The 19,755-nt window shown below is 60.6% G+C and carries 17 protein-coding genes; 10 read left to right on the top strand and 7 right to left on the bottom strand.

Annotation, left to right across the window (positions count from 1 at the left end; genetic code table 11):
* Nucleotides 1-65: 65 nt before the first annotated feature.
* Both yedA and P3G59_RS25230 read left to right on the top strand, forming a co-directional pair.
* The gene (gene yedA / locus P3G59_RS25235) at nucleotides 66-1,001 is read left to right on the top strand and encodes a drug/metabolite exporter YedA (RefSeq protein ID WP_277759399.1); all 936 of its coding nucleotides are present in this window, start codon (nucleotides 66-68) and stop codon (nucleotides 999-1,001) included.
* A 52-nt stretch (nucleotides 1,002-1,053) separates the two neighbouring features.
* Nucleotides 1,054-2,391 (top strand): DEAD/DEAH box helicase, encoded by a 1,338-nt coding sequence (locus P3G59_RS25230; RefSeq protein WP_277759398.1) that lies wholly within the window; start codon nucleotides 1,054-1,056, stop codon nucleotides 2,389-2,391.
* A gap of 235 nt (nucleotides 2,392-2,626) precedes the next feature.
* Here the strand turns inward: P3G59_RS25230 and P3G59_RS25225 are convergent, their stop codons facing one another.
* Both P3G59_RS25225 and P3G59_RS25220 read right to left on the bottom strand, forming a co-directional pair.
* Complete coding sequence (locus P3G59_RS25225) at nucleotides 2,627-3,862, bottom strand: TIGR03862 family flavoprotein (protein ID WP_277759397.1); 1,236 nt, start codon at nucleotides 3,860-3,862, stop codon at nucleotides 2,627-2,629.
* A gap of 256 nt (nucleotides 3,863-4,118) precedes the next feature.
* On the bottom strand, nucleotides 4,119-5,039 hold the full coding sequence (locus P3G59_RS25220) for a histone deacetylase (protein WP_034153803.1): 921 nt from the start codon (nucleotides 5,037-5,039) through the stop codon (nucleotides 4,119-4,121).
* Between the two features lie 82 nt (nucleotides 5,040-5,121).
* On the opposite strand from P3G59_RS25220, the gene P3G59_RS25215 reads away from it, so the two are divergent.
* The 3 genes from P3G59_RS25215 to P3G59_RS25205 all read left to right on the top strand — a co-directional run bounded on the left by P3G59_RS25215 (nucleotide 5,122) and on the right by P3G59_RS25205 (nucleotide 7,260).
* On the top strand, nucleotides 5,122-5,691 hold the full coding sequence (locus P3G59_RS25215; RefSeq protein ID WP_277759396.1) for a GNAT family N-acetyltransferase: 570 nt from the start codon (nucleotides 5,122-5,124) through the stop codon (nucleotides 5,689-5,691).
* Between the two features lie 109 nt (nucleotides 5,692-5,800).
* Nucleotides 5,801-6,670, top strand: coding sequence for an acyl-CoA thioesterase II (tesB, locus tag P3G59_RS25210; protein ID WP_277759395.1), 870 nt, complete (start codon nucleotides 5,801-5,803; stop codon nucleotides 6,668-6,670).
* A complete protein-coding gene (locus P3G59_RS25205) occupies nucleotides 6,667-7,260 on the top strand; it encodes an HAD family hydrolase (RefSeq protein WP_277759394.1) in 594 nt (197 codons plus the stop codon). Before tesB ends, P3G59_RS25205 begins: the two co-directional genes overlap by 4 nt.
* A gap of 115 nt (nucleotides 7,261-7,375) precedes the next feature.
* Here P3G59_RS25205 and P3G59_RS25200 read toward each other — a convergent pair whose 3' ends face one another.
* The 4 genes from P3G59_RS25200 to P3G59_RS25185 all read right to left on the bottom strand — a co-directional run bounded on the left by P3G59_RS25200 (nucleotide 7,376) and on the right by P3G59_RS25185 (nucleotide 11,963).
* Entirely contained in the window at nucleotides 7,376-8,326 is a 951-nt protein-coding gene (locus P3G59_RS25200) for an alpha/beta fold hydrolase (protein WP_277759393.1), read from the bottom strand.
* Nucleotides 8,327-9,214 carry a neutral zinc metallopeptidase gene (locus P3G59_RS25195; RefSeq protein WP_277759392.1) on the bottom strand — a complete coding sequence of 296 codons (888 nt, stop codon included), beginning with the start codon at nucleotides 9,212-9,214 and terminating at the stop codon, nucleotides 8,327-8,329. It lies immediately after the preceding gene.
* 192 nt (nucleotides 9,215-9,406) lie between these two features.
* The gene (locus tag P3G59_RS25190; RefSeq protein WP_277759391.1) at nucleotides 9,407-10,240 is read right to left on the bottom strand and encodes an aldo/keto reductase; all 834 of its coding nucleotides are present in this window, start codon (nucleotides 10,238-10,240) and stop codon (nucleotides 9,407-9,409) included.
* Nucleotides 10,224-11,963: an FAD-dependent oxidoreductase gene (locus P3G59_RS25185; RefSeq protein WP_277759390.1), complete on the bottom strand. Its 1,740-nt coding sequence runs from the start codon at nucleotides 11,961-11,963 to the stop codon at nucleotides 10,224-10,226. Before P3G59_RS25185 ends, P3G59_RS25190 begins: the two co-directional genes overlap by 17 nt.
* Nucleotides 11,964-12,140: 177 nt before the next feature.
* Between P3G59_RS25185 and P3G59_RS25180 the strand changes: the two genes are divergently transcribed.
* The 4 genes from P3G59_RS25180 to P3G59_RS25165 all read left to right on the top strand — a co-directional run bounded on the left by P3G59_RS25180 (nucleotide 12,141) and on the right by P3G59_RS25165 (nucleotide 16,015).
* The gene (locus P3G59_RS25180; RefSeq protein WP_277759389.1) at nucleotides 12,141-12,917 is read left to right on the top strand and encodes an IclR family transcriptional regulator; all 777 of its coding nucleotides are present in this window, start codon (nucleotides 12,141-12,143) and stop codon (nucleotides 12,915-12,917) included.
* A 227-nt stretch (nucleotides 12,918-13,144) separates the two neighbouring features.
* The gene (locus tag P3G59_RS25175; RefSeq protein ID WP_277759388.1) at nucleotides 13,145-14,206 is read left to right on the top strand and encodes a Gfo/Idh/MocA family oxidoreductase; all 1,062 of its coding nucleotides are present in this window, start codon (nucleotides 13,145-13,147) and stop codon (nucleotides 14,204-14,206) included.
* Nucleotides 14,207-14,208: 2 nt separating this feature from the next.
* Nucleotides 14,209-15,024, top strand: coding sequence for a sugar phosphate isomerase/epimerase (locus P3G59_RS25170; RefSeq protein ID WP_277759387.1), 816 nt, complete (start codon nucleotides 14,209-14,211; stop codon nucleotides 15,022-15,024).
* Between the two features lie 100 nt (nucleotides 15,025-15,124).
* Nucleotides 15,125-16,015, top strand: coding sequence for a DMT family transporter (locus tag P3G59_RS25165; RefSeq protein ID WP_277759386.1), 891 nt, complete (start codon nucleotides 15,125-15,127; stop codon nucleotides 16,013-16,015).
* A gap of 103 nt (nucleotides 16,016-16,118) precedes the next feature.
* On the opposite strand, the gene P3G59_RS25160 is transcribed toward P3G59_RS25165, so the two are convergent.
* Entirely contained in the window at nucleotides 16,119-17,456 is a 1,338-nt protein-coding gene (locus P3G59_RS25160) for an MFS transporter (protein ID WP_277759385.1), read from the bottom strand.
* A 355-nt stretch (nucleotides 17,457-17,811) separates the two neighbouring features.
* On the opposite strand from P3G59_RS25160, the gene quiC reads away from it, so the two are divergent.
* Nucleotides 17,812-19,713, top strand: coding sequence for a 3-dehydroshikimate dehydratase QuiC (gene quiC / locus P3G59_RS25155; RefSeq protein ID WP_277759384.1), 1,902 nt, complete (start codon nucleotides 17,812-17,814; stop codon nucleotides 19,711-19,713).
* Nucleotides 19,714-19,755 lie beyond the last annotated feature (42 nt).

Raw genomic sequence — 19,755 nt, 5'->3', positions numbered from 1 at the left:
ACTTATTTTTGCTCGCCGGCCTTTCTAGAATAATTCATCCGCTACCTCTGACATTCGAGCTGCCCATGCCTGCCTTGCGCCGTTTTTCCTTGCCGTTGATCGCCGCGTTTTTCGCGCTGTACGTGATTTGGGGATCGACCTACCTGGTGATTCGCCTCGGCGTCGAGTACTGGCCGCCGCTGATGCTGGGCGGGGTGCGCTTCGTGATTGCCGGCAGCCTGATGTACGCCTTCCTGCGCTGGCGCGGGGCACCGGCGCCGACCTGGGCGCAGTGGAAAGCGGCGGGGATCATCGGCATTTTGCTGCTCAGCTTCGGTAACGGCGCGGTGAGTGTGGCCGAGCACACGGGCGTTGCTTCAGGTGTGGCGGCATTGGCGGTGGCGACGGTGCCGTTGTTCACATTGCTTTGCGGGTATTTCTGGGGCGCGCGTAATACTCGGCTCGAGTGGGCGGGGGTGGTGTTGGGGATTATCGGTATCGCCATGCTCAATATGGGCTCCAACCTGCAATCGAGTCCGACGGGCGCGGCGCTGCTGATTTTCGCTGCGGCGACCTGGGCGTTCGGTTCGGTGTGGAGCAGACATCTGCCGTTGCCGCAGGGCGCGATGGCCAGTGCGGTGGAAATGCTGGTCGGCGGTGTGGTGCTGCTGATCGGTAGCGCCGCGAGTGGTGAACACCTGCAAGCTGTGCCGCCGGTTGAGGGCTGGCTGGCGCTGGCGTACCTGATCTTCTTCGGCTCGATCATCGCGTTCAATTCCTACATGTATTTGCTCAAGCACGTGCGTCCGGCGGCGGCGACCAGTTATGCCTACGTCAACCCGGCAGTCGCGGTGTTGCTGGGGATCGTGTTTGTGGGCGAGACCATCGGGGTCGAAGAAGCGCTGGCGATGCTGGTGATCATCAGTGCCGTGGTGTTGATTGGTTTGCCGCAGTGGCGCCGCCCGCCACAGCCGCCAGTCGCCGCGCCGACAGCCGTTCGCGAAGAACAGCGTACGAATTAGGGTAAACTGCGCGGCATTGCATGCCTGCGTTATTTTTTCCTACGGTACTCCCATGACTTTCGCCACCCTTGGCCTGATCGAACCCTTGCTGCGCTCCCTCGAGAAGCTCGGCTACCAGACCCCGACGCCGGTTCAGGCGCAAGCCATCCCGGCCGTGCTGGCCGGTCGTGACCTGATGGCAGCGGCCCAGACCGGCACCGGCAAAACCGCCGGTTTCGCCTTGCCACTGCTGCAGTTGCTGGCTATGGAAGGGCCGAAAGTCGCCGCCAACTCGGTGCGCGCACTGATTCTGGTTCCGACCCGCGAGCTTGCCGAGCAGGTTCACGAAGCCGTGCGCCAGTACGCCGAAAACCTGCCGCTGCGCACTTACGCGGTGTATGGCGGCGTCAGCATCAACCCGCAAATGATGAAGCTGCGCGGTGGTGTTGATCTGTTGGTGGCAACGCCGGGGCGCTTGCTCGACCTGTTCCGCCAGAAGGCACTGAAATTCAATCAGCTGCAAACGCTGGTGCTCGACGAAGCCGATCGGATGCTCGATCTGGGTTTCTCCGAAGAACTGTCGAACATTTACCGCGCACTGCCGAAGAAGCGTCAGACGCTGCTGTTTTCCGCGACGTTCTCTGATGACATCCGCCTGCTTGCCGGGCAAATGCTCGACGATCCACTGACTGTAGAAGTCAGCCCGCGCAACGTCGCCGCCAACACCGTCAAGCAATGGGTGGTGACGGTGGACAAGAAGCGCAAGGCTGAACTGTTCGTGCACTTGATGCGCAAGAACAAGTGGAAGCAGGTGCTGGTGTTCGCCAAGACCCGCAACGGTGTTGATGCGCTGGTGGAAAAACTTCAGGGTCTGGGCGTGAATGCCGACGGTATCCATGGCGACAAACCGCAGGCCACCCGTCAGCGTGCGCTGGATCGTTTCAAACTCAGTGAAGTGCAGATTCTGGTCGCAACCGACGTTGCCGCTCGTGGTCTGGATATCGAAGACCTGCCGTTGGTGATCAACTTCGATCTGCCGATTGTGGCTGAGGATTACATTCACCGGATCGGTCGTACCGGCCGCGCTGGCGCTACGGGCGAGGCGATCTCGCTGGTGTGTGCCGATGAAGTGAACATGTTGTCGGCGATCGAGATGCTGACGCGTCAGACGCTGAAGCGTCAGAACGAGCCGGACTTCGAGCCTGAGCACCGCGTGCCGGACACCGATGCCAGCGGTCAGGTGATCAAGAAGCCGAAGAAGCCGAAAAAACCCAAAACCTCTGGCGGTGGCGGTAAGCGCAATCTCGGTAAGTGGGTCGACAGCGGCGAGACCCAAGCGCCGGAGCCTTCGATCAAGCCTGTGCGTAAAGTGCCGGTGTTCAACACCGGGCCGCGTAAGCGCAAGCCTTAAGTCAAAAAGCCCCTCACCCTAACCCTCTCCCGGAGGGAGAGGGGACTGATTGGGGGATGCTTGCGAAGTACGCCGACCTGATTCTTCTGTTGTGAATCCATAAGCGACAGGGCCTTCGCCAGACACTTCGGTTGGCTGGCCGAATCCATAATCGACTCGGTGTTTCAGGTCGATGTATGGCGTCAGACACCTCGGTCGGCCCCCTCTCCCTCTGGGAGAGGGCTGGGGTGAGGGTTTAGCTTTTCAGCCACTGCACAATCCCCAACCCTGCAGCCCGCCCGCTGGCAAAACACCCCGTCAGCAAATAGCCGCCCGTCGGCGCTTCCCAATCGAGCATCTCGCCCGCACAGAACACCCCCGGCAACGCCTTGAGCATCAGCCGCTCGTCCATCGCCTCGAACGTCACGCCCCCGGCACTGCTGATTGCCTCGTCCAGTGGACGGGTTTTCACCAATGTCAGTGGCAGCGCCTTGATCGCCCGCGCCAGCAGTGCCGGATCGGCGAAGGTCGCCGCGTCAGTCAGTTCACGCAGCAATGCTGCTTTCACGCCATCAATCCCGATCTGACTGTGCAGGTGCTTGGCCATCGAACGCGAACCCCGTGGTTTGCTCAGCGCCGCCTGCAATTTATCCACAGGTCGGCCGGGCAGCAGATCGATGTGAAGGGTCGCTGCACCGTACTGATGGATCGCCTCACGGATCGGCGCCGACAACGCATAAATCAGACTGCCTTCAATCCCGGTCGCGGTGATCACGCATTCGCCCAAGCGTGGAATGTCGTCGTTCAGACCGATGGCGATGTTTTTCAGCGGCGCGCCGGCGAATTTTCTGACCATCAACTCGCTCCAGGCCTGCACCTCGAAGCCGCAATTACTCGGCTGCAACGGCGCCAGTCCTACCCCGCGCTGCTCCAGTGCGAGCATCCATGCACCGTCGGAGCCGAGGCGCGCCCAACTGCCACCGCCGAGGGTGAGCAGGGTGGCGGCGGGTTTTACGGTGATTTCGCCATCGGGGCTGTCGATGCGCAGCGCGCCGTGTTCATCCCAACCGAGCCAACGATGGCGGGTGTGGATAACCACGCCACTGTCGCGCAGACGCTTGAGCCAGGCGCGCAACAGCGGCGCGGCTTTCATGTCCGTAGGGAACACCCGGCCGGAGCTGCCGATGAAGGTTTCGATGCCCAGATCGTGAATCCATTTGCACAGCGCATCGGCGTCGAAGCCGCGCAGCAGCGGGGCGATTTGCGGCGCGCGTTCGGCGTAGCGCGAGAGAAACGCCGGGTAGGCTTCGGAGTGGGTGATGTTCATGCCGCCGACACCAGCCAGTAGAAACTTGCGACCCACCGAGGGCATGCCGTCGTAGAGATCGACGCGAATGCCGGCCTGGCTCAGCACTTCAGCGGCCATCAGGCCGGCAGGGCCACCGCCGATGATGGCGACGTGAGCGGGGGAGGAGGCGGAGTTCTGGGTCATGGCGTGCGCTGCGGTATGGCGGGATAAGGCGCGCATTCTAACAGCCGGGATCTTTGTAGGAGCTGCCGCAGGCTGCGATCTTTTGATCTTGTTTTTAAAGATCAAGATCAAAAGATCGCAGCCTGCGGCAGCTCCTACAGCGATTGGTTGAAAAACAACCACAGTGCTGGACGGTATAGCCAGCATGGCCTGCAGTCCCTTTCACTCAGGTTATCCACAGGCCGTTCCACAGCGATTGTGGGTAACGCAGCACAGCTCAATGACAACCGTGTGACTGCCAGACCCGTTGCGCGCTGTGATGCAGGATGCCGTGGCGGCGGGCCAGAGCATGGCGATCCTTGCTGTAGCCGCCGCCGATTACGCCCATCACTGGAATGTCGCGGCCAAGGCAATGGCGCATCACGCTTTCATCGCGGGCGGCGACGCCTTCGTCGGTCAGTTGCAGATAACCGAGGGCATCATCCTTGTGCACGTCGACACCGGCGTCATACAGCACCAGATCCGGTTGATACAGCGGCAGCAAATAGTTGAGCGTGTCATCGACCACTTTCAGGTAATCAGCATCGCCCATGCCTTTGGGCAGCGGAATATCCCAGTCACTTTCGGCTTTGCGTGCAGGAAAATTCTTCTCGCAGTGCAGGGAAACGGTAATCGCCTCCGGCGTGTCATGCAGGATCCGCGCGGTGCCATCGCCCTGATGCACATCGCAATCGAAGATCAGCACGCGATTCACCCGGCCGCTTTGCAGCAGGTAATGGCTGATGATCGCCAGGTCATTGAAGATGCAGAAGCCCGCCGGATAGTCGTAATGCGCGTGATGGGTGCCGCCGGCCAGGTGACAGGCCAGACCGTGCTCCAGGGCTTTCTCCGCCGCCAGAATCGAACCGCCGACGGCCCGCACCGTACGTCGCGCCAAGGCTTCGTTCCATGGCAGGCCGAGGCGCCGTTGGTCTTCGCGTGACAACTCGCCGCTCATGTAGCGTTCGATATACGCACGGTCATGGGCGAGGGCGAGGATGTCGTTGGGACAGATCTCGGGGCGCAGCAGATCGGCATCACGGGTCAGACCGCTGTCGACCAGGTGATCGCGCAGCAGACGAAACTTGTCCATCGGAAAGCGGTGATCCGCCGGAAACTCGGGGCTGTAGTCTTCGTGGTAGATCAGCGGCAGTGGCATGGCGGTTTCATGTAGGAACGTTGGAAAGAGTGAAGGATCCTACCAGCGATGTAGACTTGCGGCATGGAAACGGAGGGGGCCGATGGAGCCGATACTGGAACTTGAAAGCGCGCGCTTGCTGATGCGTCAGTGGCAGGACGAAGATTTGCCGGCATTTGCGGCGATGTGCGCCGATCCGCAGGTGATGCGCTACTTTCCGGCACCGTTGAGCCGACTGGAAAGCGCGTCGATGATCGGTCGGGTGCGCGGGCATTTTGCCGAGCACGGTTTCGGCTTGTGGGCGCTGGAGCGCAAGGACAGCGGCGAATTCATCGGTTTCACCGGGCTTGGCGTGGTCGGCTTCGATGCCCCGTTCACCCCGGCGGTGGAGATCGGCTGGCGTCTGGCCAAGGAGCATTGGGGCCTGGGTTATGCCAGTGAAGCGGCGTGGACCGCGTTGCGCGCAGGCTTTGACCGCTTGGCCTTGAAGCAAATCGTCTCCTTCACCGCGCAAACCAATCTGCCTTCGGAGAAAGTCATGCAGGCGATCGGCATGCATCACGCCCCGGACGATGATTTCGATCACCCCAAGCTTGCTGTCGATCATCCGTTACGCAGGCATGTGCTGTACCGCATCACCCGGGAACAATGGCTGCAAACCTTGCATGGCTAAGCCGACACGGACGTTTACAATGGCCGCCATATCATTGGCCCGCGCCAGAACCTGAATCGCCCGCCGCAGCCAAGACTGCGCGGCATAGCTTTGTGTGAGGAGAGTCTGAATGAGCCAAGTGTTGGAAGATCTGGTCGACCTGCTGACCCTGGAACCGATCGAAGAAAACCTGTTCCGTGGCCGTAGCCAGGATCTGGGGTTCCGTCAGTTGTTCGGTGGTCAGGTGCTCGGTCAGTCGCTGTCGGCGGCCAGTCAGACGGTTGAAGAAACGCGCCATGTGCATTCGATGCACGGTTATTTCCTGCGTCCGGGCGATGCCAAGTTGCCGGTGGTCTATTCGGTTGATCGCGTGCGCGATGGCGGCAGTTTCAGCACGCGCCGCGTCACGGCGATCCAGAAGGGCCATCCGATTTTCACCTGCAGCGCTTCGTTTCAATACGACGAGGCCGGCTTCGAGCACCAGAGCCAGATGCCGGTCGTGGTCGGTCCGGAAAACCTGCCGTCGGAGCTGGAGTTGACCCAGCAACGCGCGCATTTGATTCCGGAACACATGCGCGAAAAACTGCTGTGCCCGAAGCCGATCGAAGTGCGCCCGGTCACCGAAAAAGACCCATACAACCCGCAACCGGCCGATCCGGTGAAATATGTGTGGTTCCGCGCCGACGGCGCATTGGCCGACATTCCGGCGCTGCACAAATACTTGCTGGCCTACGCCTCGGACTTCGGTCTGCTGACCACCTCGATGCTGCCCCACGGCAAATCGGTCTGGCAGAAAGACATGCAGGTCGCCAGCCTCGATCACGCGTTGTGGTTCCACAACGATTTGCGCGCCGATGACTGGTTGCTTTATGCAATGGACAGTCCATGGGCCGGCAACTCCCGCGGTTTCTCCCGTGGCAGCGTGTACAACCGCGCCGGGCAACTGGTGGCTTCGGTGACGCAGGAAGGCTTGATCCGTCATCGCAAGGATTGGGCATGAGCCTGAAGGATGTGAAGCACTGGGTGTTCGACATGGACGGCACGCTGACCGTCGCCGTGCATGATTTTGCGGCGATTCGCGTGGCACTGGCGATTCCGCCGGAGGACGACATCCTCACTCATCTGGCGGCATTGCCGGCGCAAGAGGCGGCGGCCAAGCATGCCTGGTTGCTTGAGCACGAACGGGATCTGGCGCTGGGTTCGACCCCGGCCAATGGGGCGGTAGAGCTGGTGCGTGATCTGCACGCGCGCGGTTATCGCCTCGGCATTCTGACCCGCAATGCGCGGGAACTGGCGCATGTGACGCTGGAGGCGATCGGCCTGGCTGACTGCTTCGCGGTGGAGGATGTGTTGGGCCGCGATGAAGCACCGCCGAAACCGCATCCGGGTGGTTTGCTGAAACTGGCAGACGCCTGGCAAGTACCGGCCAGCGAGATGGTGATGGTCGGTGATTACCGTTTTGATCTGGATTGCGGGCGAGCGGCGGGCGCGCGGACGGTGCTGGTGAATCTGCCGGATAACCCATGGCCGGAGCTGACCGACTGGCATGCGCAGGATTGTGTCGAGTTGCGGCGGATGCTTCTGGCCTGAAATCTTCGGTGCCTGAGCTGCCCCTTCGCGAGCAGGCTCGCTCCTACAATTGGAATGCCTTCCCCCTGTAGGAGTGAGCCTGCTCGCGATGACGTCAGATCAATCAGCACAAAACTTATTCGAACAACGCCTTCTGCCCCTCCGGCGACGTCAACATGCCATCGCCGTTATGCCCAACCCCGGGCACCTCGACCAGTCGTTGATTGACCCCTTCCGGATGCCGACGCAGCAAATAACCGAAGTACAGCTTGCCACGCTCCAGGCGATACGCACCCTGCGCCTCGGCTTCACAACGCTTGTCCAGTGCCGGATGCTTGGGATCGGTGTCCTGCTGCCCAAGCAAATAAATCACCTCGCGTTTGACGTAACTGCTCTCAAGCTGCAACGGCGTTTGCCCACCGGCGTACACCGGCATGTCTGACAGACCGTACTTCCAGCGATTGAAGCCCACGCACTTGGCATGATCGAACGCCACCGGCCGTTGTTCATTGAAATACGCATACGACGAAGGATTGGCGACCACGTAGCGCAAGCGGATGCCGTTGGCCTTCAGCGCCGGCTGATCCTTGGCGAGCAGGGCATAACGCTGCACCACCTGACCGCCACCGGAGTGGCCGAAGATCACGATCTGCTTCACGTCCGGAAACTGTTTGCGGTCGGTGATCCGTCCGACGATCTCATCGAGCGCCGCATAGGAACTCAACGGATTCGGACCTGTGGATAACCCGCCGCCCATCCACTCGTTGCCCTGCCAGCGCAGCACGGTCGCCGGTAGCGAATACAGTGCGACATCACTCTCATTGAGAAACTGCGGGGCGATCACCAAGGTGTGCGCGCTTTGCCCCGCCAGCTCGGCCGCGCTCTCGGCGCTTTTGCGATAGGTCTCGGCGTTGCGCAAACGGCCATGAATGACGATCAGCACGCGCTCGATTTTCTCCGGCGCAGGCCCGATGCCCACCGCCATTTCCCCGGCCTTGAGTTGCAAACGACCGGGGCTGATCGCATCGACACCGGCGGCTTGCGCAGTGCTGCCAACGATCAGTAACGCCAAAAGCCATTTATGCATTTACAGGTTTTTCGCCGCGAAGGTGTCGCACTGGCCGACCTGGCCCTGCGCGAATCCGGTTTTGAACCAGCGCACCCTTTGCGCCGACGTACCGTGGGTAAACGAGTCCGGCACCACACGGCCCTGACCCTGTTGTTGCAGGCGATCATCACCGATGGCGTTGGCCGCGTTCAAAGCTTCTTCGATGTCGCCCGGTTCCAGCCAGTTCAGGCGCTTTTGCGCGTTGTTGGCCCAGACGCCGGCGAGGCAGTCGGCCTGCAATTCCTGACGCACCAGCAAACCGCCGTCGCCTTCCATCTGCCGGCCTTGTTGACGGGCTGTCTGAATTTTCGCCGAGACGCCGAGAAGAGTCTGCACGTGGTGTCCGACTTCGTGAGCGATCACGTAGGCCTGGGCAAAGTCGCCGGCAGCCTTGAAGCGTTGTGACATTTCCTGGAAGAACGCCATGTCCAGATAGACCTTCTGGTCCGCCGGGCAATAGAACGGGCCGGTGGCCGAGGTTGCCAGACCGCAGGCGGAATTGACCCGATTGCTGAACAGCACCAGGGTCGGATCTTTATATTGCCGCCCGGCCTGCTGGAAAATCGCGCCCCAGGTGTCTTCGGTGTCGCCAAGGATCGAGCGGACGAATTCGGCCTGTTCATCATTGGCCGGCGGCGCCTGGCGGGTTTGCGAAGTCGGTGCGGCTTGTTGCCCCGATTGCCCGGCGAGTTGGCCGAGGATCTGCAGCGGATCCTGCCCGGTGATCCAGCCGATACCGACGATCAGCAGAATGGCCCCCAGACTCAGGCCTTTGCCACCGCCGAAACGCATGCCGCCGCCACCGCCGGCATCATCACCACGGGCATCGACGACGTTGTCACTGCGTCGGCCTTTTTTCCATAGCATGTGGGAATCCTCTGTGTGTATCGGGTGGTGATGAGTGTTGCTGTTGTGTGAGTGTGGCGCCAGTCCGGTCGTCCGTCTATTGGCCACACGCAAACAGGCCCGGCCTCGTGCTGACGAGGTCGGGCCTGTTATTGACGGTCTGGCGTGCGGCAAATTCAATCCTGCGCAGGATTTCTATCGCTGGATGATCAATCAGCGATCAAATGCATCCCACTCCGGGGCGAAATCCGGACTGACCTGGCGTTCACGCTTTGGCAGCGCGGCGATCATTGCGCGGTCTTCATCGTCGAGTTCGACCTTCAGCGAGGCGAGGTTGGCCAGTTGATTGGTTCGGCTGCTGGCCTTGGGAATCGCCGCGACGTTGGGTTGATCGAGCAGCCATTTCAACGCCACTTGAGTCGGCAGCACGCCGTGCTTGTTGGCGATCTGTTGAATCTGCGGGATGTCCGACACCTTGTTGCGCGCCAGCGGGGTGTAGGCCGTCAGCGCCAGGTTGTGGTGGCGGGCGTAGTCAAGCAGGGCGTTCTGACCGAGGAGTACGTGGTACTCGACCTGAACGGCTGACAGACCAATCCCATATTCCTCGATGACTTTGCGCAGCAACGGTAGCGGAAAATTCGCTACGCCGATGTTCCGCGCCAGGCCTTGCTGCTTGAACGAGGCCAGCGTCTCGAGGGTACGTGGCAGATCCCAGTCGGTGGTTGGCCAGTGGATCATGAACAGATCGACGTAGTCGCTGCGCAAGGCCGTAAGACTGCGGTCCATGGAGTGCCGCATCGCGTCGGGTTGCAACTGATCCCACCAGACTTTGGTGGTGACATGGATCTGCTCGCGTGGTGTCGGGGTATTCGCCAGCGCTTGTCCGACAGCGTCCTCGTTGTTGTAGGCCGCCGCGGTGTCGATGTGTCGATAACCCAATTCCAGCGCTTGCTCCACGGCGCGGGTGCATTCATCGCCGAGCATTGGCCAGGTGCCGAGGCCGAGTTTCGGCATGTTCAAACCTTGGGTATTAACGATGTACTGCATGGTCGATCTCCTGTTCGAAAGCAGTCATGCCGGCAATGTGCCGGGCGGCGATGTAACCGAAAGTCAGGGCCGGGCCGAGGTTGATGCCGCCCGCCGGGTAGTGGCCACCCATGATGCTGGCCATGTCACCACCCGCTGCGTAAAGGCCGGTGATGGGTTGTTCGTGGGCATTCAGCACTTGCGCGTGTGGGTTGACCTTAAGGCCGGCAAACGTACCGAAGCAGCCCGGTTGGACTTTTACGGCGTAGAACGGGCCGGTTTCTATGGGGGCAACGCAGGGGTTGGGAAGGTTCGCCGGATCACCCTGTTTGCGGTTGTAGGGTGTTGAGCCACGACCGAACTGCGGGTCTTCGCCGTGGCGTGCATGGCGGTTGTAGTTGTCGAGGGTCTGGCGCAAACCGTTGGGGTCGATGCCGCAATTGTTGGCCAATTCCTCAACGGTATTGCCGGTTTTCAGATAGCCGCTGCGGATAAATTCTGACAATGGAAGCGGAAACGGTCGCGATATGCCGAGGCCATAACGACGTTGAAAGGCGTGGGTGCAGATCAGCCATGAGGCGACTTCTTCACCTTCTGGCGCGGCGGCAACCATGGCGCTGACGTAGTCGAAATAGCCGTTGGCTTCGTTGACGAAACGCTGACCGTTGCTGAGCACGCCGATGATGCCGGGTTTGCCGCGCTCAATGATGTGTGGGAAATGGCCGATGCTGCCGTCGGAATGAGGCACTTGTGAAACCGGTGCCCACGCGACCGGTGACGCGACGTCGCTGTTGACCCGCGCACCGACGCTTTCGCCCAGCCGCAAGCCATCGCCATTCACGGCCAGTGGCGGCAATGCCCAATGTTCGTGGCCGGTGGGTGTGCGCGGGAACAGGGCTTGGCGGCGTTCGATGTCGTTGGCGAAACCACCTGCCGCGAGCACGACGGCTTTGCCTGCATGAATGCGGATCGGGCCTTTGTTGCTGTTGATCACAGCACCGCAAACGCGGTTTTCGTCGCGCAGCAACTCGGTCACCGGCGCCGATTCCCACAGCAACACGCCGAGGTCTTCCGCCGATTTCGCCAGTCGCGCGACCAGCGCCACGCCGTTGACCAGTTGCAGCGCGCGGCCATGCCGTGCGAGGTCAAACAGGTGCCGAGTGAACCGTCGCGTCACGTGCCACGCGGCTGTCAGCGAACGGGTCAAGTGGAGGAACGCCGACAGGTCTGCGCCCGCCATGATCGGCATGCCCATGAAGGACGTTTCGCGCATGGTCGTACGAAGTCGCTTGAGCAAGCGTCCGACCTTGCGGCCATCGTAGGGGGCGGCGATCACCGATCGACCGCCGGTGCCTGCGCCCGGTGTGTCGCCATGGATGTCGGCAATCGCATTGCCGTCGGCGAACTGCAAGGCAGTGTGCTGCTCGAAAAACGCGACCATGCGTGGCCCGGCTTCGAGGAAAGCGTCGATCATCGCCGGATCGAAATGCTCGCCCAGCTCATGGCGCAAATAGGTGCGCGGCTGTTCGACGTCTTCGATGATGCCGGCGCGACGGGCCAGCGGATTGCACGGCACCCACGCCCAGCCCCCCGACCATGCGGTGGCGCCACCGAACACCGAATCCTTTTCGACGACGATGACCTTCAGGCCATGCCATGCAGCGGTGACGGCTGCTGACAATCCGGCGGCGCCGGAGCCGACGATTAATACGTCGCAGTCGATTGCGGGAAGTTCGGCAGGCATCAAACAAGGCTCCAGGCTGGTTTTTTTTTTGGAATTTGATTCCAGAAAATAACCATTGCTGCCGACGGCCTACAAGCCTTGATACGACAAACCGGGCGGTTATCGAACGTACGGTTCCAGATTTCGCTTTGTGGGAGATGTCTTCTAGAATCGGCGAAATTTTATTTGGATTTCACCATGGCCGGCAGTCAAATCGAACGGGTTTTCAGCGTGCTGGAAAGCCTCACCAGTGATCCGCGCGGGCTGCCGATGCAGATGCTGGCCGAGCAACTGGGCATCCCCAAGAGTGCAACGCACCGCTTGCTCGCCGAGCTGATCCGCTTGGGCTATGTGCGGCAGAATGCGGAAACCTTGCGTTATCACTTGTCGACCAAACTGGTCGCGATGGGCTTTCAATACCTTTCGAGTAGCGGCGCCGATATTGTCCAGCCAGTGCTGGATCGACTGGCGCAGGAAACCGGTGAACTGGTGCGTCTGGGCGTGATCGATGGCGAGCGCCAGACCTGGATCGCCAAGGCGCAGGGGGCGCGTACCGGTCTGCGTTATGACCCGGACATGGGCCGCGATGCGCCGCTGTTCTACACCGCGTCCGGGCACGCATGGCTGGCGTGCATGAGCGATGCCGAGGCGCTGTCGCTGGTTGAGCGTCAAGCGGCGGAAGTGCCGGTGGGGGTTGGGCCGAATGCGCCGCGCTCGAATATCGAGTTGCTCGAGCGGCTGCGCTTGGCGCGCGAGCAGGGGTATGCCTGTGTCGAAGAGAGTTCGGCAGTGGGGACTTCGGCGATTGCCGCGGTGGTGAGACATCCTGCAGATGGGCGAGTGATTGGCGTGCTGAGTATCGCCGGGCCGAGCGCGCGGATGCCGGGGGCGCGGTTGCATGAACTTGCGCCGTTGTTGCTGACATTCACCGAAGAATTATCCGCGGCGAGCCTGGCCTCAGAACTGTTTATCTGATCCGCCGCCAATCCCTTGTAGGAGCTGCCGAAGGCTGCGATCTTTTTGCTTTTAAGGGACAAGATCAAAAGATCGCAGCCTTCGGCAGCTCCTACAGGGATTTTTGTATTTGCTGAAAGGGTGCGGTGTTCGCACGGTTTTCTCACTCATGGGTTTTTGATTCTGGAACTCGGTTCTAAATTGTTTGCGGAGTGTCATTCCGAGAACAATCACAAGAGGACCGCACCTTGAATTCGCCCCTTCGAATCGCCTTGATCGGTGCTGGCAACATGGGCCAGCAACATTATCGGCATCTGCAATTCCTCACCGAAGCGACGCTCTGCGCGGTAGCTGATCCCGGGCCGCAATCAGCAGCACTTGCGGCTGAATGGGGTGTAAGGCATTTCGCTGATCATCGTCAGATGCTCGAGCACGTCAGGCCAGACGCGGTGATCGTCGCCAATCCGAATAATCAGCACGTCGCGACGGCGCTCGATTGTCTGGCGGCAGGCGTACCGGTGCTGTTGGAGAAACCGGTCGGCGTGCATCTGGATGAAGCGCGCGAGCTGGTCGCGGCGGTTAAACGCAGCGGTGTGCCGGTTCTGGTCGGCCATCATCGGCGCCACAATCCATTGATCGTTCGCGCTTATGAATTGCTGCAGAGCGGAGCGCTCGGGCGCCTGACCACGGTCACCGCGCTGTTTCAGTTGCGCAAACCGGACAGCTATTTCGAGATCCCGTGGCGCCGTGAAGCGGGGGCGGGGATGTTGCTGACTAACCTGATTCACGATCTCGACCTGTTGCGTCACCTGTGCGGTGAGGTGCGATCGGTGCAAGCGATCACTGACAACTCAGTGCGCGGTTTCGCCAACGAAGACAGCGCGGCAGTGTTGCTGCAATTTGTGAGCGGCACACTTGGCACGTTGAGCGGTTCCGATGCAGTTGCGGCACCGTGGAGTTGGGAGCTGGCATCCGGTGAAAACCCGGCGTATCCGCGCCAGGCGGATCAACCGTGTTATCTGCTGGCGGGTACCGCCGGAGCGTTGAGCATTCCGCAACTCAAGCGTTGGCATTACGCCGCTGATCAGGTGGATGCCGGTTGGCATGAACCGTTGTTGAGTGTGGAAGAGTCCTACAGCGGTGACGAAGCTTTACGCTTGCAGTTAGAGCATTTCGTCCGCGTGGCACGCCGGGAGGTCGAGCCGTTGGTGAGCGCTGCCGATGCAGCGCGCACCCTCGCGCTGATCGAAGCCATTCGCGAAGCTGCCGCCACTGGCCGCGCCTGCGCCCCTGCACTGATCGAGGCTTGAACATGAGCGAACGAATCCTGTCCCTGGCCAGCCTGACCGTGCTGGAGTTGTCGCCACCGCAAATGGTCGAGGTGGCCGCGCGTGCCGGTTACAGCCATGTCGGCTTGCGCCTGGAACCGGCGACACCTGAGGAATATCACTTCCCGCTGGTAGCCGATGGCGATTTGCGGCGTCAGACGTTGCAACGCCTGCGCGATACCGGCATCCGTGTACTCGATGTGGAAATCCTGCGTTTGAAGCCGCAAACCGTCGTCGCCGATTTCGAGAAGCTTCTTACGGTCGGCGCGCAATTGGGCGCTACTGAATTGCTGGTCGCCGGTAACGATTCTGACGAACAGCGGCTGACTGAGAACTTCGCGGCCCTGTGCGATCTGGCCGCGCCTTACGGGTTGCACCCGCATCTGGAGTTCATGCCCTGGACTGATGCGCGCAACCTCGAACAAGCGCTGCGAATTGTCGAAAACGCTGATCGGGAAAACGCTGCGGTGCTGGTTGATGCGTTTCACTTTGATCGTTCGGCGTCACGCTTGGAGGATCTGGCGCAAGTGCCGATGTCGCGCCTGCGTTATGCGCAGTTATGTGATGTCGCGGGTCCGCGACCGTCAGACATGGCCGAGATCTTGCGTCAGGCGCGCAACGAGCGGCGGTTTCCCGGCGAGGGTGATTGTGATCTGCTCGGGTTGCTGAAAGCGCTGCCGGCTAATATCCCACTGAGTCTGGAAATTCCCACGGTTAAACTGCTGGAGCAGGGCGTGAGCGGATTGCAGCGGGCGCAGATGGCGATTGATAGAACGCGGGAGTTGTTGGCGCGGCTGTAAGCGCTGCTGCGCACCTGATCGCGGGCACGTCCGCTCCCACAGGGGGAGGCGAGACTGCCTGCGAAGCTTTTGATCTTTTACGGCACCACAAGGAAACCCAATGACCGTCAGCACCCCGCTCTCCGGTGTCAACCAACCCTTCAAAGGGATCTTGCTGATCGTTGTGGCGACCTTCCTGTTCTCCAGTCACGACGCATTGTCGAAATACCTCTCGGGTTTCTATCCGATCGTGATGGTGGTCTGGGCACGCTATCTGGTGCACACCTTACTGATGGCGGGGATTTTTCTGCCGCAGTCCGGGTTGCGCGTCCTGCGCACCAAGAAGCCGTTATGGCAGTTGACCCGAGCACTTTGCCTACTCGGTACAAGCCTGTTTTTCACCACGGCCCTGCTGTATATCCCGCTGGCGGAAGCCACGGCGGTCAACTTTCTTGCGCCGGTATTAGTCACCGCTTTGTCGGTGCCGCTGCTCAAGGAGCGTGTGACACGCGGGCAATGGATTGCCGTGATCTGCGGCTTTATCGGCGTGCTGATCATCGTTCACCCGGGCGGTGAATTGTTCACACCGGCGGTGTTGCTGCCGTTCTGTTCGGCGCTGTTTTTCTGCTTCTATCAACTGCTGACCCGCAAGCTCGCCGAAGTGGACAGCCCGACCACCAGCAACTTTTTCGCCGGGTTGTGCAACACGCTGGTGATGAGTGCGCTGGTGCCGTTCTTCTGGCAAGTGCCGACGCTGACCCATGCCGGGCTAATGCTGGCGCTGGGCAGTTGCGGGATGACTGCGCATTTGTTTCTGACCCAGGCATTCCGCCATGCCGCTCCGGCGTTGCTGGCGCCGTTCGGTTATTGCCAGATCGTGTTTGCGGGGTTGTTGGGCTGGTTGCTGTTCAATCACACGCCGAGTCTGTTGACGATCATCGGCATTGCGGTGATCTGTTGCAGCGGGCTGGCGGCGGCGTGGCAGCAGAGCAGAAAACACCAACCCTTGTAGGAGCTGGCGAGTGAAACGAGGTTGAGATCTTTTGATCTTCAACATCAAGATCAAAAGATCGCAGCGTGCCGCAGCTCCTACAGGGGAAGGTGGTGTAGGCCGGTTACTCGGTGACGGTAGGAATTTTGCGCGGCGCCATGAAGTACATCCACGTCAGCGCAATGAAGTACATCGCCGGGATCAAGGTGAACAACACGGTGTAGTTGTTGTTGGTCACGGTGAGGATGTGGCCGACGATCTGGGTCATGAACATCCCGCCGATCGCTGCGCACATGCCGCCGAAACCGAACACCGTGCTCATCATGTGCTTGGGCGTGTAGTCCATCACCAGGCTCCAGATGTTTGCGGTCCAGGCCTGATGTGCACCGATGGCCAGAGAGATAGCCGCCACTGCGACCCACAGATTGGCCGAGCCAGCCGCCATGACCACGCCGATGATGCAGCAGGCAAACAGGAACATCGACAGCAGCCGCGCCTTGATCGAGTTCATCCCGCGACCGATCAGGAACGAAGACAAGATGCCGCCACCGACGCTACCGAAGTCAGCCGTGACGTAAATGATGATCAGCGGAATACCCATCTGGGTGACGTTGATGCCCAGGTTGTATTGCTGGTTGAGAAACGGCGGCAGCCAGTACAGGTAGAACCAGAACACTGGCGCAGTCAGCGAGTAGGCGAGGGCGAAAGCCCAGGTGCCGCGCATGCGCAGGATCTTCGAAAACGGTACGCGGGCCTGTTCCGGTTCGACTTCTTGCTGGATGTAGTCCAGCTCGGACTGTTTGACGCTCGGATGATCTTCCGGGTTGAAGTACTTCAAGCCCCAGAACAACAGCCAGATGCCGCCCAGTGCCGACATGCACAGGAACGCCGCTTGCCAGCCCCAGACGTGCAGGACCAGTGGCAGCAGCATTGGCGTGAACATCGCACCGACGTTGGTGCCGGCGTTGAAGATGCCGGTGGCGACTGCGCGTTCGCCGGCCGGGAACCACAGGCGCGTGGTCTTCACACAGGCCGGGTAGTTCGCCGCTTCAGTCAGACCGAGGATGAACCGGCAGACCATGAAGCCGACGGCCGATGTCGCCAGACCGTGGGCACCGGTGGCCAGGCTCCACAGCAGTACGGCGCAGAAGAACACGCGCTTGACGCCGACCCGGTCGATCAGTCGACCTTGCAGGACGAAACCGATCGCGTAGCCGACCTGAAACCAGAAGTTGATGTTGGCGTAATCCATCGCCGTCCAGCTCATTTCCTTGGCGAGGATCGGCTGCATGACGCCGAGGGCTGCGCGGTCGATGTAGTTCAGGGTGGTGGCGAAAAACACCAGTGCCAGCATGCCCCAACGGGTCTTGCCGACGGCCATGGCGCCGCGGATCTTGTCGCCGATGCCACCCGTGGCAGTGTTGATGGCCGGAGCCATGCGGGAAGTCTGTGAAGGAATCATGTGTTCCACCCGTTTTTGGATTTGTTATTTGGTGTGCTTTTTTCTGTGCACGCTGCGACCGGTGGTTCAGATCCGGACTCAATGTGCAGCCGATGTTGGGCAGTGGACGAAAAATCGTCAATTCGCCAAACCGCCATTGTGTTCGATAATCGCACGCAAAACTAACCGGGTAGTACACTTTAAATTGCTGCGACGTTCGATGCAGCCAATAATTTCCCCTTATAAAAAACATCCCATGCAGGAGCCGCCGCAGGCTGCGATCTTTTGATCTTGATCTGAGAAGCAACATCAAAAGATCGCAGCCTGCGGCAGCTCCTACAGTAAAGATAAAGCGGCGCAGTCCGGGAGTTGAATCATGCAGCGTTCCATTGCCACCGTTTCCTTGAGCGGCACCCTGCCGGAAAAGCTCGAAGCCATCGCCGCCGCCGGGTTCGACGGGGTGGAGATTTTCGAAAACGACCTCCTGTACTACGACGGCAGTCCGCGGGAAATTAAACAGATGTGCGCCGACCTCGGCATCGCCATCACCCTGTTTCAGCCGTTCCGCGATTTCGAAGGCTGCCGCCGTGATCGCCTGGCGCGCAATCTGGAGCGGGCCGAACGCAAGTTCGATCTGATGCAGGAACTGGGCACCGACCTGGTGCTGGTCTGCAGTAACGCCTCGGCCGACAGCGTCGGCGATCAACAAATTCTGGTCGATGATCTGCGCCTGCTGGCTGAACACGCCGGCGCACGCGGCTTGCGCATCGGTTATGAGGCGCTGGCGTGGGGCCGTCACGTGAATACTTATCAACAGGTCTGGGACATCGTGCGTCAGGCCGATCATCCAAGTCTCGGCGTGTTGCTCGACAGCTTTCACACCTTGTCGTTGAAGGGCGATCCCCGCGCCATCGCCGACATTCCCGGCGACAAGATCTTCTTCGTGCAGATGGCAGATGCGCCGATTCTGGCCATGGACGTGCTGGAGTGGAGCCGGCATTTCCGCTGTTTCCCGGGGCAGGGCGAATTCGATCTGCCGGGCTTCCTCGCGCCGATCATCCAGAGTGGCTACACCGGGCCACTGTCGCTGGAAATCTTCAACGACGGCTTCCGCGCCGCGCCGCCACGGGCCAATGCTGCCGACGGTTTGCGTTCGCTGCTGTATCTGGAAGAGAAGACCCGTCAGCGTCTGGAGCAGGACGTCAAACCTGTGGCCAATCGCGAAATTCTCTTCGAAACACCGAAGGCCAGCGAGTACAACGGCATCGAGTTTCTTGAGTTCGCCGTTGATGAAAGCCTCGGCGCCAAGCTGTCGAACTGGCTGGAGCGCCTCGGGTTCGTCAAGGCCGGGCAGCATCGCTCCAAGAGTGTGAGCCTGCTGCGCCAGGGCGACATCAACCTGATCCTCAACTCCGAACCTTATTCCTTCGCTCACAGCTTTTTCGAGGCACATGGCCCGTCGCTGTGTGCCACCGCCGTGCGGGTCAAGGACAGCGCCAGCGCTCTGGCCCGCGCCGTCGCTTACAAAGGCCAGCCTTATCGCGGACTGGTCGGCCCCAATGAACTGGAGCTGGCAGCCGTGCGCGCACCCGACGGCAGTCTGATTTATCTGGTCGATGAAGAGGCGGATGTCTACGGCACCGATTTCAATCTGTTGCCGGACGCCACGGCCCGTGGCGGTCTCAAGCGCATCGACCACATGGCCATGGCGCTGCCAGCCGACAGCCTCGACAGTTGGGTGCTGTTCTATAAGAGCCTGCTGGATTTCGAAGCGGACGATGAAGTGGTGCTGCCCGATCCCTATGGTCTGGTGAAAAGCCGCGCACTGCGCAGCCGCGACAGTTCGATCCGCTTGCCGTTGAACATCTCCGAGAACCGCAACACCGCGATCTCCCACGCGCTGTCGAGTTATCGCGGTTCCGGTGTGCATCACATCGCCTTCGATTGTGACGACATCTTCGCCGAAGTCAGTCGCGCCAAAGAGGCCGGCGTACCGTTGCTGGATATTCCGCTCAACTATTACGACGACCTCGCCGCGCGTTTCGATTTCGACGACGAATTTCTCAGCGAACTGGCGTATTACAACGTCTTGTACGACCGTGATGCCCAGGGCGGTGAGCTGTTCCACGTCTACACCGAACCGTTCGAAGGGCGCTTCTTCTTCGAGATCATCCAGCGTAAAAATGGCTATGTCGGGTATGGCGCGGCGAACGTCGCGGTGCGTCTGGCGGCGATGGCCAAATCACGCAGTGGCGCAGTGCGCCAGGCTAAGTTGTAGGAAATTCGTAAACGCGGGATTAAACACAGGCCGCGCGGCTTC

It is taken from the genome of Pseudomonas sp. A34-9, from assembly GCF_029543085.1.
Lineage (GTDB): Bacteria > Pseudomonadota > Gammaproteobacteria > Pseudomonadales > Pseudomonadaceae > Aquipseudomonas.
This window is presented reverse-complemented; position numbering and strand designations above follow the sequence as displayed.